Origin of the sequence: Nonomuraea rosea (assembly GCF_039539705.1) — a bacterium.
Lineage (GTDB): Bacteria > Actinomycetota > Actinomycetes > Streptosporangiales > Streptosporangiaceae > Nonomuraea > Nonomuraea rosea.
Genome location: NZ_BAABDQ010000024.1, coordinates 35844 through 48731, shown reverse-complemented (window position 1 = coordinate 48731; position 12888 = coordinate 35844). Strand labels below are relative to the sequence as shown.

Sequence of the window (12888 nt, the reverse complement as noted above, 5' to 3'; positions counted from 1 at the left end):
TCCCTGCAGAGTTAGAGACGCAAGCGTCTACTATTGCGAGGTGGCAGAGAGCAGAGCACATGAGCCGGCGGCGACGCAGACCCGCCGCCGCGGCGCCGCCCTGGAGCAGGCGATCTACCAGGCGACCATGGAGGAGCTCGCGGCCGCCGGCTACAGCGGCCTGACCATGGAAGGGGTGGCGCGGCGCGCGCAGACCGGCAAGGCCGCCCTCTACCGGCGCTGGCCGGCCAAGAAGGACCTCGTGCTCGAAGCCCTGCTCCGCACGCTGCCCCCCGCCCGCGAGGTCGCCCACACCGGCTCGATCCGGGACGATCTGCTCGCCGCCCTCACGATCATGGCCGAGGCCCTCGCGGGCGAGGCCGCCCGCCCCGGCCTGGACGTCATGATCGACCTGCTCCGCCACCCGGAGCTCAGGCAGGCTTTCGTCGTCCGGGTCATCGAGCCCCGGCTGCGCCTCATCGAGGCCACCCTGCACCAGGCCGCCGCGCGCGGCGCGATCACCGCCGGCGCGCCGGTCCCGCTGATCGCCCGGACCGGCCCCGCCCTGGTCATCCAGACGTTCCTGCTCACCGGCGAGCCCCCGGCCGGGGCGGAGCTGGCCAGGATCGTCGACGCCATCCTCATGCCGTTGCTCACCCCGCCGGACCGATGACACGTCGCTGCCGCGCTCTCCGGCGTGAGATTGACGGCCGACCGAACTGCAACTAGTCTCGTTACAGTTCGATCGAGAAGGGGGCAGGATGGGTCTCAGCAGCCGGAGTGCGGTCGCGATTCACGCGCTCACCTTGCTGGCGCGCTGGGGCGAGAAGTCGCTGACCTCCGCGGAGATCGCCGACAGCCTGGCGAGCAACCCGGTCCTCGTGCGGCGCATCCTCGGCAGCCTGCGGGACGCCGGCCTGGTGTGGTCCACCGAGGGACGGCACGGCGGCTGGACCCTCGCCCGCGCCCCGCGCGAGATCACCCTCCACGACGCCTACGCGGCCGTCGAGGCAGGGCCGGTCCTCTCGCGGCACGCCCATCCGGCCAGTGAGGCGTGCGAGGTCGGCCGCCACATGCAGGCCCTGCTCGATACGGAGTTCCAGGACGCCGAACGGGCCATGGAAGAGCGGCTCGGCCGGACGACCATCGCTCATCTGCTCCACCAGGTGCTGGAGAGGGAACGCGAGCTCGCGTCCCGGGAACGCTAGCCGAACGGCGGCGGAGGCAAGCCCTCCGCCGCTCTCTTTTCCCCAAACTGTAACTACGACAGTGGCAGTAAATGCCGTACGGAGGATGCCCCGAAATGACCTCAGCACCGCCCACAACCGAACGAACCGGCTCAGGCCCGGCCCTGCTGGCCGTGCTCATGCCGGCCATGCTCGCCACGGTCATCGCCAGCGACATGGTCAATCTCGTGCTCCCGGCGATCGGAACGCAGTTCGGCGCGTCCGAGGCGGAAATCGCGTGGGTCGTCACCGGCTTCCTGCTGATGTTCTCGATCGGCATCCCCTTCTACGGCCGCATCTCCGACCGGGTGAGCCTGCGGCGGCTGTTCTGCTTCGCCCTCCTGACCTACGCCGCGGGAAGCCTGATCTGCGCGCTCGCGCCGGAGCTTCTCGTCCTCGTGCTCGGGCGCATCGTGATGGGGGTGGGCGCGGCCGCGATACCGGTGCTCTCGATCATCGCCGTCACCAGGCTGCTGCCGGCGGACAAGCGAGGGATGGGGATCGGCGTGCTCTCCGCGGCCGCGGGCATCGGCACCGCCGCAGGACCGGCCGTCGGCGGCGGCATCGGGCAGCTCATCGGCTGGCCCGGATTGTTCTGGCTCATGCTCGTGGTCGCGCTGGCGCTGCTCCCCGCCGCGTTGCGCGTGCTGCCGGGCGAGGCCCCCGCGGGTGCGGACCGGTTCGATCTTCCCGGCGGCATCCTCCTGGGCGCCGGGGCCGGGCTGGTCCTGTTCGGCATCACCCAGGCGCAGGTCGCCGGCTTGGCCGCACCCTCGTCCTGGGTCAGCCTGGCCGTGGCGGTCGCGGCCATCGCGCTCTTCGGGTGGCGCACCGTGCGCGTCGCGCAGCCGTTCGTCCCGCCTGCGCTGTTCACCAACCGGGTCTACCGGGCCGCGGTCGTCGTCGCGTTCCTGGCCATGATCGTCAACCTCGGCGCCCTGGTCTTCGTCCCGCTGCTGCTGGTCGACGTCAACGGCCTCGGCCCGGGGGAGGGGGCCTTGGTCATGATCCCGGCGGGGGTCGCCGTCGCCGTCGTCTCGCCGTTGATCGGCCGCCTCGCCGACCGCGTCGGCACCCGGCCTCTGGTACTGACGGGGCTGGCGGTCATGGGACTGTTCGCCGTGTTCCTGTCGGCGGTCGCCGGAGGCCCGTCGGTGATCCAGGCCGGGGCCGGGATCCTCGGGCTCAGCGTCGGCTTCATCTTCGTGATGACCCCGATCATCAGCGCCGCGGCCGGCGCGTTGCCGCCCGATCAGGTCGGCATCGGCGTGGGGATCCTCCAAGGGGCCCAGTTCCTCGGGGCCGGCACCGGGCCGGCCCTGTTCGGTGTCCTGGTGAGCGCGAGGCAGCAGAGCGGCGGCGGCGCCGTCAACCCGCTGCACTCCGCTCAGGACGGCGCCGCCTTCTCCGACGCCTTCCTGGCCATGGCGGTGGTCGTCGTCCTCGCGTTGATCGGCGCGTACCGGATGCGTCCCGCGGCGGCGCCGTCCGGACCGGGCTCGCCACCCACGACGGCGGCTACGTGAGGGCCAGGGCAGCTATCAGCTTGCTGGTGAAACGGTGCATATGAGGGTCGAGAGCGTCTCCGGGCTCGGCGAGGACCTGCGGCAGCGACAGCCACTTGATCGCTTCGAACTCACCCTCGTCGAAGGAGACGACGTCGCCCGCCGCCGACCGCAGGATGAACCACAACGACACGTCGGTGTGCTGTCCGTGCCCCCGCGTTCGGGTGACGGTCACGAAGAACGGTTTCTCGCCGGAGACCGCCGACGGGACGGCCGGTACGTGCAACTCCTCGGCGCACTCGCGCACGACGGCATCCCATGGATCCTCCATCGGCTCGACGTGGCCGCCGCTGGGGAGCCAGAGGCCGGCCGCACGGTGACCGACCAGCAGCAGCTCCGAGCGGGCCTCATCGAAGGCCACGAAGTAGCTGACCAGATGCATCGGGGGAACGTCGGGCTTTCGTGTCCGCCAGAGCTGAGCCCCGCTCGCGACCCACTCCGCGACCGTGGCGAGGTGCGTACGCTCCTGCTCGTCCCAGGGCTCGACACCCGCCAGCAGCTCGATCAGCCGGCTGCGAAGAGGCCGGTCGGGAACGTCCAAGGCGTCAACGGCGATCACGGTCCTCATGATGCCAGGACCCGGTCCCTCAGATCGTGACGAGCGGTGGCCGCGTAGGCCCGGGCCGATGCTGATCGGTCACCGGCCGGCCGGAGAGCCCGTGCGGCGGGAGCGGGCCAGGGCCAGCCCGCCGATGACCATGGCGAGCAGCCCCACCACCAGGGCCACATAGCCCCCGACGATGCCGTAGCCGGTGCCGGGACCACCCTCGGCGGCGGCCACGATCAGCCCGCCGCCGACCGCGCCGGCCAGCCCCGCCACCAAGGCCACGACCGCCCCCCTCCGCCCGTTGCCGGCGCCGATCCGACCGGCGGAGCGGGCCAGGGCCAGCCCGCCGACGACCACGCCGGCCAGCCCCAGCAGCGCGGCCACGATGGACCAGAGCCGCCCGGCGGTCAAGGCGTAGGCACCGACGTCGGGCGGCGGCGCCAGGACGTGCGCGGCTGCCGGTGCGGCGAGCACGAGGCCTCCGAGCAGGGCGGCTGCGGCGGCGGCGAGCAGGCGACGGACGGACATGAGGGGCTCCTTCTCTCTGCGACTGGACGTCACCTGATGATGTCCGCACGGCCCGCCGCCGATCGTCCCGCAGGCGGATGCACTTCGCGCTGCCGCCGACGCCGCAGCCGCCTGCGACGGCTGCGGCAGGAGCCGGGAAACCTACTGCGGGTGCGGTAGCCGGTGGCGTGGACCTTTCGCGGCACCGCTGGAAGGACGAGGACGAATACCGGCACGGCAGGCGGCTCGGCCTGGTCGACGATCACGTTCACCGCCGGGTCGCCGAAGCGCGCCAGGAAGTCGTCGGGCTGATCGAGGCCCGGCAAGGCCCCTTCGCGCACGACTGGACGCCGCCCCGGCACGGGTCCTGGGCCGACCCGGCGCTGCCCGAGGAGGCTTTACGTCCTGAGGCCGGTGAGGCCGGACTCCTCCGCGCGCACCGCCGTACGCCTTGAGGTCAGCCGGTGAGGCCGAGCTCTCCGGCGCGTACCCCGGCCTGGAAGCGGGAGCCCGCTTCGAGCACGGCCAGCAGCTCCGCCACCCGCCGCCGGTAGGTGCGCAGCGACAGGCCCAGCCGCCGGGCCGCGGACTCGTCCGTGTGGCCGTCGCCGAGCATCCGCAGCACCGCCCGGCCGCCGGCGTCGAGCTGCGGCCTGTCGGAGCGCAGGTAGTCGTCGAAGCCGGTGGCCGCCTGCCACGCCGCTTCGAGCAGCGACCAGACGCCGCCCACCACGGACGGCGTGTTGGTCACGGTGTATTCCCTCGGCCCGCCGGACGCGGGCACGGCCTCGGCGAGGATGGCGAACGACCGGTCGATGACGATCGTCTCACAGGGGAGCGGGGAGGCGCTGATCCGCACCTGAGCGCCGCGCGCGATGATCTGCCGGAGGTGCCGCCGCCCGTCCTCGTCGGCGAGCGCGGCCGGGGTGAGCAGCTTGCGCACGGTGAAGGCGACGTGCCCGACCGCGCTCACCCGCCGATTGACCGCCTCGCGCGCCTCGGGCTGACCCCAGGTGTTCAGATCGCGCGCCGCGCACACGAACTCGTCCTTGACCGTGGCGAACAGGTGCCCGGCCCTGGCCACGAGCTCCGTTTCGCCACGTACGGTGATGACCACGGCCTCAGTGTATGGCAGCTTCCTGCCACCGCTTTGAGCCAGGAGCACCCGATCGGCGAGGCTGAGGTCATGACAGAGACCATGTTCCAGCTCGGCGGCGATCTCCCGGTACGCCGGCTCGGCTTCGGCGCCATGCGCCTGCCGAGGAAGGCCTTCACCAGCCCGGTCCGCGACCCGGAGTCCGGGATGGCGGTCCTGCGCAGGGCCGTCGAGCTGGGCGTCAACCACATCGACACCGCGTGGTTCTACCGCCACGAGGACGTCGCCGCGAACGAGCTGATCCGCAAGGCGCTGCACCCGTACGCCGCCGGGCTGGTCATCGCCACCAAAGTCGGGCCGCTGCGGGACGACCAGGGCATGCCGAGCGGGCAGGCCGGGCCCGGCCAGCTGCGCGCCCTGGTCGAGGAGAACCTGACGAGCCTCGGGGTGGACCGCCTCGACCTGGTCTACCTGCGGGTCGGCGGCATGGGCGGGCCGGGCGGCGAGTCGCTCGCCGAACGCTTCGAGGCCCTGGCCGGACTGCGCCAGGAGGGCTTGATCCGGCACCTCGGCGTGAGCAACATCGACGCCGCCCAGCTCGCCGAGGCCCGCGCCATCGCCCCGGTGGCCGCCGTCCAGAACAGCTTCCACGTGCAGGACCGCGGCGCGGCCGAGCTGCTGCCCGTCTGCGCCGCCGCCGGGATCGCGTTCGTGCCGTTCTTCCCGCTCGGCGGAGGGCGCAACCCGATCGACCCGGCCCGCCTGTCCCGGGTCGCCGAGCGGCACGACGCCACCACGGCACAGGTGGCGCTCGCCTGGCTGCTCGCCACCTCCCCGGCGATCCTCGCCATTCCCGGCACCGGCTCGATCGGCCACCTGGAGGAGAACATGGCCGCGGCGGAGATCCACCTCACCGGAGAGGACCTGGCCGAGCTCGAATCCTGAGCAGCCGCAGCGGTCAGGTGTTCTCGGCGTCGACCGCGTCCGCGAACGCGCGCATGGACGGGTAGGTCCGGTCCGGGGTGACGTCGGCCGACGGGGCCGGCGTCGCACCCCCGCCCGGGTTGTCGTGACGGCGGTTGATCCACACGGTCGGCAGGCCCGCAGCCTTGGCCGGGACATGGTCGTGGAACAGGCTCTGCGCCACGTGCAGCAGCCTGCCCTCGGCCACCCCGAGCCGCCCGGCCTCGTGCAGCAGCGCTGCGAAGTTGCGGGGGGACGGCTTGTAGGAGCCGATGTCCTCGGCGGTGAGGATGCTGGTGAAGGTGACGCCGAGGCGCTTGTTCGAGCCGGCGAAGGAGGCCCGGTCCACGTTGGACAGGATGATGAGCCGGTACCGGCGCGCAAGCCGTTCGAGCGCCTCGGCCGAGTCGGGGAACGCCGGCCAGTCGGGCACGGAGACCGCCAGCCGCTCGGCCTCGTCGTCGCCGACCGGCACGCCGAGCTGCGCACCCAGGCCGCGCATCGCCCGCGCCAGGATCCGCGGGTAGAGGTCGCCGGGGTGGTCGGCCTCGGCCTGCGCCTCGTGCGCCGAGTACGCCGCCAGCAACTGCTCGCCGGTCATCCGGAGCCCGTGCGCCCCGGCCCATTCGCGCAGCACGGCCGCGATGCCGCTCTCCCAGTCGATGAGGGTCCCGTAGCAGTCGAAGCTGAGGGCGTCGAAGTCGCCGAAGTTCACCGTGCACGCTCCTGGATGAGGTCGAGGAAGAACCGTTCAGAGTCGTCGAAGTGCTCGTTCCAGGCGGCCTTGACCCGCTGGAAGTCGCCGGAGCGCAGCGCCGCGAGCAGCACCTCGTGCTCGTGCGCCAGGTCGGCGACGCTGCCGTAGCTCGGGTGGAGCTGAGCGATGAGCAGGCGCAGCTCGGCGCTGAGCTCATCGAAGGTACGCAGCAGGCGGGCCGAGCCCGCGGCCACGAACACGGCCCGGTGGAACGCCACGTCATGACCGGCGACCACGTCCCACGAGACGTCGTCGCCCAGCGTGGCGAACTGCCGCGCCGCGACCTCCACGCCGGCCAGCGGCCGGGCCTGCGACATGACCAGCTCGACCGCGGCGGTCTCGATCGGGCGGCGCAGCCGGCACAGGTCGATCGCGTCCTCGGCGGTGAACGACCGGACCTGCGCGCTGCGCCCGCGCCCGCGTTCGAGCAGGCCGTCCGCCACCAGCGTCTGCACGGCCGCGCGCACCGTGGGCCGCGCCACCCCGAACTCCTGCGACAGGTCGGTGTCGCGCAGTTGTTCGCCGCCCCGGTAGTGCCCGGACAGCAGGCGGCGGCGCAGCTCGTCAGCGACGGCGTCCGCCACCGTAACCGGCTGGATCGGCATGATTACCTGTATAACAGCTAGACAGGCATGCACCTAGCGCGCGGATCGCTCGCATTCGTGGCAGTCTTGGCATCGAGGGGGCACTTGCGAAGGTCATCCACCGGAAGGGAATGACATGCCACCTCGTTCCGGCGGCGTCCTCAGGATCGTCTTCACCTCAGAAGACCTCGCGCTCACGCGGGTGGCGACCCGCACCGACCTGCTGTGGGAGCTGGTGGGCAGCCTGCACCGGCTGCAGGCCCGCGACGGCGGCGGAGCGATGGGGCTCTGGCGGCGGCAGACCCGTGCCCGGCTGACCGAGAGCGGTCTGCTGGCGTCGGTTCGCTCGGTGCTGCTGCCTCTTGCCCCGCGGGGGCCGTACTTCCCCGATTTCCTCACCCCGATCGAAGCCCAGCTGGGCGACGAGCAGGCCCTGCAGGCGCTCTCGGAGACGCCCAGAAGGCGGGTGCGGGCCGAGATGGAGCTGCTGCGCCGCGAGGCCGGCCTGCCCTCCGCGGAGCTGACGGACCTCGCACGCGGAGATGCCCGGGCCATGAAGCGGCTCGGGCGGCTCGTGGCCGGCTACCGCGACGCGGTGCTCACGCCGCGCTGGCCGCAGGCGGAATCGGCCCTCGCCCATGAACGCGCCATCCTGTTACGGCACCTGGTCGAGGGCGGCGCCGAGCAGTTGCTCGCCCACCTGACGCCGGTGGTGCGCTGGCGCCCTCCCGTGCTGGAGGTCGACTATCCGCCCGGCCTGGACCGGGATATCCGGCTTGGCGGGCGGGGACTGACGGTGATCCCGTCATACTTCTGCCGGGGCCGCCCGGTGGCGCTGGTGGATCCGGCGCTGCCGCCCGTCCTGGTCTGTCCGCTTCCGCGCCGCGCCGCCGCGAGCCCCGCCGCCACGGGCGACGCCCTGGTGGCGCTGCTGGGGCGGACACGGGCGGAGATCCTGAGCTGCATCGCGCGTGCGCCGGGCTGCAGCACCAGCGAGCTGGCCCGCCAGGCAGGGGTCTCGGTGTCCACGGCCAGCGAGCACGCCCACGTGCTCCGCCAGGCCAACCTGATCGTCAGCGTCCGGCAGATCAACCTGGTGCTGCACCATCCCACCGACCTGGGCACCGGCCTGCTCGCGGGGCACCCGGCCCGCGGACCGGCGTCTTTCGGCGGACGCCGAAACACCCTCGCGGTCTGACGGCGCTGCGCCGATGCTGGTACCCGCCAGCGCTTCGGCGAGCTCATCACGGGGCCCGCACTTCCGGTGCGGAAGTCCCTCCTCGCCGGCTCGTCGTCACTGGCCCGGGTTCGCGCCCGCTGCGGTCGGCGCGAGCCAGGGCGAGTGGCATCTTCGAGCCGCGGGGAGGGCAGTGAGCCGCTCGTAGCCCTGCCCTGACTTTTCCCGGCCGGAGACGGCCGGGAAAAGCTGGGCACGCTCGCCCGCACGCCGCCCTCCCGGGGGCCGATCAGGCGCGGCTCTCCTCGTAGCCGGGCAGCCCGGCCGGGGCGGTCCTGGTCTCCGGGCGCATGGTCAGGACCAGGACGGCCAGCCCGGCGAAGATGACCGTCGCGACGACGCCGGTGACGTGCAGGCTCGCGGTGAACGCCTGCCGCGCGGCGTCCAGCAGCTCCGCGCCCTGATCGGCGGGAAGGCGCCCGCTGGCGGCGATCGCGCCGGCCAGCGAGTCGGACGTGCCGTCCATCCGGCTGCGGTAGACCACCGCGGCCACCACCCCGAGCAGCGCGAAGCCGAGCGAACCGCCGAAGTAGTTGCCGGTCTCCGAGATCGACGCCGCCGAGCCGGCGCGCTCCGGCGGCACGGACCCCACGACCAGCCCGGTGCCCAGCGCGAACAGCGGGCCGGTGCCCAGTGCGAGGACGGTGATGCCGATCATCACCAGCGGCAGGGCGCCGGCGCCGTCCACGGCGACCAGCAGCAGGCTGCCCAGCGCCGATCCGGCCAGCCCGCCGGCGATCGCGGTCGTCTGCTTCATCCGCCGGGCCAGCGCGGGCGCGGCCATGGTGCCGACCGCCGTGCCCAGGCCCATGGGCGCGAACAGCAGCGCCGACTCGACCGGCGAGAAGCCCAGCACGCTCTGCAGGTACTGGGTCACCAGCAGGCCCGTGCCGGCCATGGCGACGCCGGCGAACACCAGCGCGACGAGCACGGCAGAGAACGGGCGGTTGCGGAACAGCCGCAGGTCCAGCAGCGGCGTCTCCAGCCGCAGCTGCCGGCGTACGAACAGGACTCCGATGGCCGCGCCGGCGACGAGGGCCACCGCCGACACCACGGACACGCCCTCGACGGCCAGCTGCTTGACGCCGTAGACCATCGACAGCACCGCCACGAGCGACAGCCCGACGCTGGCCGGGTCCAGCCGGCCGGCCTGGCCGCTGCGGAACTCCGGCAGCAGGAACGGCCCGGCGAGCAGCAGCAACGCCATCGCCGGCACGGCGACCAGGAACACCGATCCCCACCAGAAGTGCTGCAGCAGGAGCCCGGCGAGCACAGGCCCGAGCGCGCCCCCGGCGAACTGGCAGGCCGCCCAGATCGCGATGGCCTGCCCGCGCTGCCGCCCGTCCTGGAACATGTTGGTGATCAGGGCGAGCGTGGACGGCGCCAGGGTCGCGCCGGCGATGCCCAGCAGCGCCCGCGCGACGATCAGGATCAGCGGGCTGGACGCGAAGGCGGCCACGATCGACAGCACCGCGAACGCCGCTCCGCCGATCATCAGCAGCCGCCGGCGACCGATCCGGTCGCCGAGCGTGCCCATCGTGATGACCAGGCCGGCCACCATGAGCCCGTAGCCGTCGCTGATCCACAGCTGCTCGACGTTGGTGGCGCCCAGGCCGGCGCTCAGCTGGGGGAGCGCGAGGAGCAATGCCGTCATGTCCACCGCGACGAGGAATGTCGGCAGCATGAGGAGGGCCAGTCCCAGCCATGCCCGGTTGAGTCGCATATCGAAAACTTCCTGTTCTCTCGACGTTTCGCCCGTTGGTCGGAGCGGCCGGAAGCTTCTTGACATCGCTGCGGACGGAATTTCCCGCGTCCTCGCGGCCGGGCGACGGGACGGCGAAAAGTCGTGGGTAGGTTTTCGCCGGGGGATGTCAAGACGGCGGCGGCGGCTCCGACCAACCGGGTGAAGGGCCCCGGCCGGGGCCCGCGAACCACGAGGGGTACGAGATGAAGTTCCTGATCAGCATGCATATCAACCCGGCCGTGCTGGACGCGCTGACCGACCAGGAGAAGGCGGCGATCGGTGAGGGCCACGGCAGGTTCATCGAGGCGCTGAAGGAGTCCGGTGAGCTGATCACCACGCAGGCGCTGGTCGATCCGTCGCAGGCCGCCGTGGTGTCCGTGCGCAACGGCCAGCCGGTGGTGACCGACGGCCCTTTCCTGGAGGCGAAGGAATATCTGGGCGGCTTCTACCTGATCGACTGCGAGGACAAGGACCGGGCGATCGAGCTGGCGGCGCAGATCCCGGACGCCGCGATCGAGGGCCTGGGGATCGAGGTGCGGCAGGTGATGTTCGCTGACGGACAATTGGAGGCATGACCGCACAATCCATCGAGGACCTGCTGCGTGAGCTCACGCCGCAGGTCCTCGGCGCGCTGGTACGCCGGTACGGCCAGTTCGAAGGGTGCGAGGACGCCGTGCAGGAGGCCGTCCTCGCCGCCACCGTGCAGTGGCGGGCCGAGGGGGTGCCGGGCAGCCCGCGCGGCTGGCTGACGACCGTCGCGTCCCGGCGGCTCATCGACCAGATGCGCAGTGACCACGCGCGCCGCGAGCGGGAGTCGGCGACGGCCGCCGAGGTGGTGCCCGAGGACGTGCCGGACACCGACGACACGCTCATCCTGCTGTTCCTGTGCTGCCATCCGACGCTGACCGCGGCCTCCCAGACCGCACTGACGCTGCGGGCGGTCGGCGGCCTGACCACCGCCGAGATCGCCCGCGCGTTCCTGGTGCCGGAGGCCACGATGGCGGCCAGGATCAGCCGGGCCAAGCAGCGCATCAAGGCGTCCGGCAGCTCGTTCGCCCTGCCGGACGGCGCGGAGCGCGAGGAGCGGCTGCGCGTCGTCCTGCACGTGCTCTACCTGATCTTCAACGAGGGCTACACCGCCTCATCGGGCAGCGAGCTGCACCGCGCCGACCTCGCGCACGAGGCGATCCGGCTGGCCAGGATGGTGCACGCGCAACTGCCCGAGGACGGCGAGGTGACCGGGCTGCTCGCGCTGATGCTGCTGACCGACGCCCGCAGGGAGACCCGGACGACGGCGGCCGGGGACCTGGTGCCGCTGGACGAGCAGGACCGTGCCCGGTGGGACCGCGGGCTGATCGACGAGGGCATCGCGCTGGTCAAGGCGTCGCTGGCCGGCCCGGAGCTGGGGCCGTACCAGCTGCAGGCGGCCATCGCCGCCACGCACGCCGACGCGGCCACGGCCGAGGCGACCGACTGGCCGCAGGTGCACGCGCTCTACCTGATCCTGGAACGGATCGCGCCCAACCCGATGGTCACCCTCAACCGGGCCGTCGCGCTCGCCGAGACCGAGGGCCCGAAGGCAGGGCTGGCCCTGCTGTCCACCTTGGACGGTGACGAGCGGATGGCCGGGCATCACCGGCTGCTGTCGGTACGGGCGCATCTGCTGGAGAAGGCCGGCGACCCGGCCGGGGCGTACGAGCTCTACCGCCGGGCCGCGAGGTCCACCGCCAGCATCGCCGAGCAGCGCTACCTGGAGTCCCGGGCCGCCGCCGTGGCCTTGTCGAAGGCGCCGGGACGAGAGGCCAGGGACAGCGCTCACCGCGTCACCAGGCCACGGGGCCGAGGCGATCGATGAAGATCCCGGTCGGCCCGTCGGCGCCGATCGTCGCGAGCCGGACGATCGAGTCGGTGCCCTCGGTGACCGTCAGCTCGCCGGTGTGATGGTTCATGTCGGTGGCGGCGAACTTGCGGTTGGCGACCTCTCCGGGGGTGGCGACGTTGAACTTGATCCCCGGGAGCGCCTGGGCGTACCGGACGGTGATCATGTTCAGCGCCGCTTTCGAGGAGCTGTAGGCGAGCTCGTGCATCTTCGAGACGGGCTGGTCCGGGTCGGTCACGACCGCGAAGGAGCCGCCGCCGCTGGACACCATCACCACCCGCGGCTGGTCCGCCGCCTGCAGCAGGGGGAGGAACGCGTGCGTGACCCTGATCGGGCCGTACACGTTGGTGTCGTAGACGGCGTGGAGGTCGCCGGCCGTCGCCTCCGCGGGCGCGACGATGGTCCCCGGCGCGCCGGCGTTGTTGATCAGCACGTCCAGCCGGTCGGTGTGCTTGCTGACGAGCCGTACGGCGTCGGCCACCGACTCCTCCGAGGTCACGTCCAGCGGGACGAGGATCACGTTCGCGCCACCGTCGGCCAGCTTGCCGGCGGCCGCCCGTCCCCGGCCTTCGTCACGCGAGCCGAGGAAGATCGTCCAGCCCAGCTCGCCGAGCCGCCTGGCCGCCTCGAAGCCGAGTCCCTTGTTGCCTCCGGTGATCAGCACCGAGGTCTGTTCCGTGTTCGTCATGCCCCCTGAGACGAGGTGCCCGGCCCTGTTGTGACATGAGGTGACCGACCTCACCATCCGGACCGGGTGGGAGCTGCGCTAGCCTTCGGGACGTCGGGGCACGAAGGACGGGTTGA

Annotated in this window: 15 protein-coding genes; 8 read left to right on the top strand and 7 right to left on the bottom strand. The window is 72.4% G+C overall.

The window, feature by feature from the left end:
* Positions 1-40: 40 nt before the first annotated feature.
* From ABEA43_RS41065 to ABEA43_RS41055, 3 genes are all read left to right on the top strand, one after another.
* Positions 41-652: a TetR/AcrR family transcriptional regulator gene (locus tag ABEA43_RS41065; protein WP_345570748.1), complete on the top strand. Its 612-nt coding sequence runs from the start codon at positions 41-43 to the stop codon at positions 650-652.
* A gap of 88 nt (positions 653-740) precedes the next feature.
* Positions 741-1187 carry an RrF2 family transcriptional regulator gene (locus ABEA43_RS41060; RefSeq protein ID WP_345570746.1) on the top strand — a complete coding sequence of 149 codons (447 nt, stop codon included), beginning with the start codon at positions 741-743 and terminating at the stop codon, positions 1185-1187.
* Positions 1188-1282: 95 nt separating this feature from the next.
* Positions 1283-2731 carry an MFS transporter gene (locus ABEA43_RS41055; protein WP_345570744.1) on the top strand — a complete coding sequence of 483 codons (1449 nt, stop codon included), beginning with the start codon at positions 1283-1285 and terminating at the stop codon, positions 2729-2731.
* Here ABEA43_RS41055 and ABEA43_RS41050 read toward each other — a convergent pair.
* Both ABEA43_RS41050 and ABEA43_RS41045 read right to left on the bottom strand, forming a co-directional pair.
* Positions 2724-3329, bottom strand: coding sequence for an NUDIX domain-containing protein (locus tag ABEA43_RS41050; RefSeq protein WP_345570742.1), 606 nt, complete (start codon positions 3327-3329; stop codon positions 2724-2726). The genes ABEA43_RS41055 and ABEA43_RS41050 overlap by 8 nt on opposite strands.
* A gap of 78 nt (positions 3330-3407) precedes the next feature.
* On the bottom strand, positions 3408-3845 hold the full coding sequence (locus ABEA43_RS41045) for a DUF6223 family protein (RefSeq protein WP_345570740.1): 438 nt from the start codon (positions 3843-3845) through the stop codon (positions 3408-3410).
* A gap of 167 nt (positions 3846-4012) precedes the next feature.
* Here ABEA43_RS41045 and ABEA43_RS41040 point away from each other — a divergent pair, with 167 nt between their 5' ends.
* Complete coding sequence (locus tag ABEA43_RS41040; RefSeq protein WP_345570738.1) at positions 4013-4279, top strand: hypothetical protein; 267 nt, start codon at positions 4013-4015, stop codon at positions 4277-4279.
* Between the two features lie 2 nt (positions 4280-4281).
* Here the strand turns inward: ABEA43_RS41040 and ABEA43_RS41035 are convergent, their stop codons facing one another.
* Positions 4282-4941 (bottom strand): helix-turn-helix transcriptional regulator, encoded by a 660-nt coding sequence (locus ABEA43_RS41035; RefSeq protein ID WP_345570736.1) that lies wholly within the window; start codon positions 4939-4941, stop codon positions 4282-4284.
* Positions 4942-5010: 69 nt separating this feature from the next.
* On the opposite strand from ABEA43_RS41035, the gene ABEA43_RS41030 reads away from it, so the two are divergent.
* Positions 5011-5865, top strand: coding sequence for an oxidoreductase (locus ABEA43_RS41030; protein WP_345570734.1), 855 nt, complete (start codon positions 5011-5013; stop codon positions 5863-5865).
* Positions 5866-5878: 13 nt separating this feature from the next.
* Here the strand turns inward: ABEA43_RS41030 and ABEA43_RS41025 are convergent, their stop codons facing one another.
* Entirely contained in the window at positions 5879-6598 is a 720-nt protein-coding gene (locus tag ABEA43_RS41025) for a haloacid dehalogenase type II (protein WP_345570733.1), read from the bottom strand.
* Positions 6595-7245 carry a GntR family transcriptional regulator gene (locus ABEA43_RS41020; RefSeq protein WP_345570731.1) on the bottom strand — a complete coding sequence of 217 codons (651 nt, stop codon included), beginning with the start codon at positions 7243-7245 and terminating at the stop codon, positions 6595-6597. Before ABEA43_RS41020 ends, ABEA43_RS41025 begins: the two co-directional genes overlap by 4 nt.
* A 115-nt stretch (positions 7246-7360) precedes the next feature.
* Here ABEA43_RS41020 and ABEA43_RS41015 point away from each other — a divergent pair, with 115 nt between their 5' ends.
* Entirely contained in the window at positions 7361-8422 is a 1062-nt protein-coding gene (locus ABEA43_RS41015) for a helix-turn-helix domain-containing protein (protein WP_345570730.1), read from the top strand.
* Positions 8423-8690: 268 nt separating this feature from the next.
* On the opposite strand, the gene ABEA43_RS41010 is transcribed toward ABEA43_RS41015, so the two are convergent.
* Entirely contained in the window at positions 8691-10184 is a 1494-nt protein-coding gene (locus ABEA43_RS41010; protein WP_345570728.1) for an MFS transporter, read from the bottom strand.
* A 224-nt stretch (positions 10185-10408) separates the two neighbouring features.
* Between ABEA43_RS41010 and ABEA43_RS41005 the strand changes: the two genes are divergently transcribed.
* Together ABEA43_RS41005 and ABEA43_RS41000 are read left to right on the top strand one after the other, a co-directional pair.
* Positions 10409-10780: a YciI family protein gene (locus tag ABEA43_RS41005; protein ID WP_345570726.1), complete on the top strand. Its 372-nt coding sequence runs from the start codon at positions 10409-10411 to the stop codon at positions 10778-10780.
* Positions 10777-12060 carry an RNA polymerase sigma factor gene (locus ABEA43_RS41000; protein WP_345570724.1) on the top strand — a complete coding sequence of 428 codons (1284 nt, stop codon included), beginning with the start codon at positions 10777-10779 and terminating at the stop codon, positions 12058-12060. The genes ABEA43_RS41005 and ABEA43_RS41000 overlap by 4 nt, the downstream gene beginning before the upstream one ends.
* Here the strand turns inward: ABEA43_RS41000 and ABEA43_RS40995 are convergent.
* Positions 12029-12772 carry an SDR family NAD(P)-dependent oxidoreductase gene (locus tag ABEA43_RS40995; protein ID WP_345570722.1) on the bottom strand — a complete coding sequence of 248 codons (744 nt, stop codon included), beginning with the start codon at positions 12770-12772 and terminating at the stop codon, positions 12029-12031. The genes ABEA43_RS41000 and ABEA43_RS40995 overlap by 32 nt on opposite strands.
* Between the last annotated feature and the right edge of the window lie 116 nt (positions 12773-12888).

What these genes read in the sequence shown, in the direction of transcription:
- ABEA43_RS41015 (WP_345570730.1), top strand. Translation starts at nt 7,361, where the DNA reads ATGCCACCTCGTTCCGGCGGCGTCCTCAGGATCGTCTTCACCTCAGAA.
- ABEA43_RS41000 (WP_345570724.1), top strand. Translation starts at nt 10,777, where the DNA reads ATGACCGCACAATCCATCGAGGACCTGCTGCGTGAGCTCACGCCGCAG.
- ABEA43_RS41030 (WP_345570734.1), top strand. Translation starts at nt 5,011, where the DNA reads ATGACAGAGACCATGTTCCAGCTCGGCGGCGATCTCCCGGTACGCCGG.
- ABEA43_RS41045 (WP_345570740.1), bottom strand. Translation starts at nt 3,845, where the DNA reads ATGTCCGTCCGTCGCCTGCTCGCCGCCGCCGCAGCCGCCCTGCTCGGA.
- ABEA43_RS41060 (WP_345570746.1), top strand. Translation starts at nt 741, where the DNA reads ATGGGTCTCAGCAGCCGGAGTGCGGTCGCGATTCACGCGCTCACCTTG.
- ABEA43_RS41055 (WP_345570744.1), top strand. Translation starts at nt 1,283, where the DNA reads ATGACCTCAGCACCGCCCACAACCGAACGAACCGGCTCAGGCCCGGCC.
- ABEA43_RS41020 (WP_345570731.1), bottom strand. Translation starts at nt 7,245, where the DNA reads ATGCCGATCCAGCCGGTTACGGTGGCGGACGCCGTCGCTGACGAGCTG.
- ABEA43_RS41010 (WP_345570728.1), bottom strand. Translation starts at nt 10,184, where the DNA reads ATGCGACTCAACCGGGCATGGCTGGGACTGGCCCTCCTCATGCTGCCG.
- ABEA43_RS40995 (WP_345570722.1), bottom strand. Translation starts at nt 12,772, where the DNA reads ATGACGAACACGGAACAGACCTCGGTGCTGATCACCGGAGGCAACAAG.
- ABEA43_RS41005 (WP_345570726.1), top strand. Translation starts at nt 10,409, where the DNA reads ATGAAGTTCCTGATCAGCATGCATATCAACCCGGCCGTGCTGGACGCG.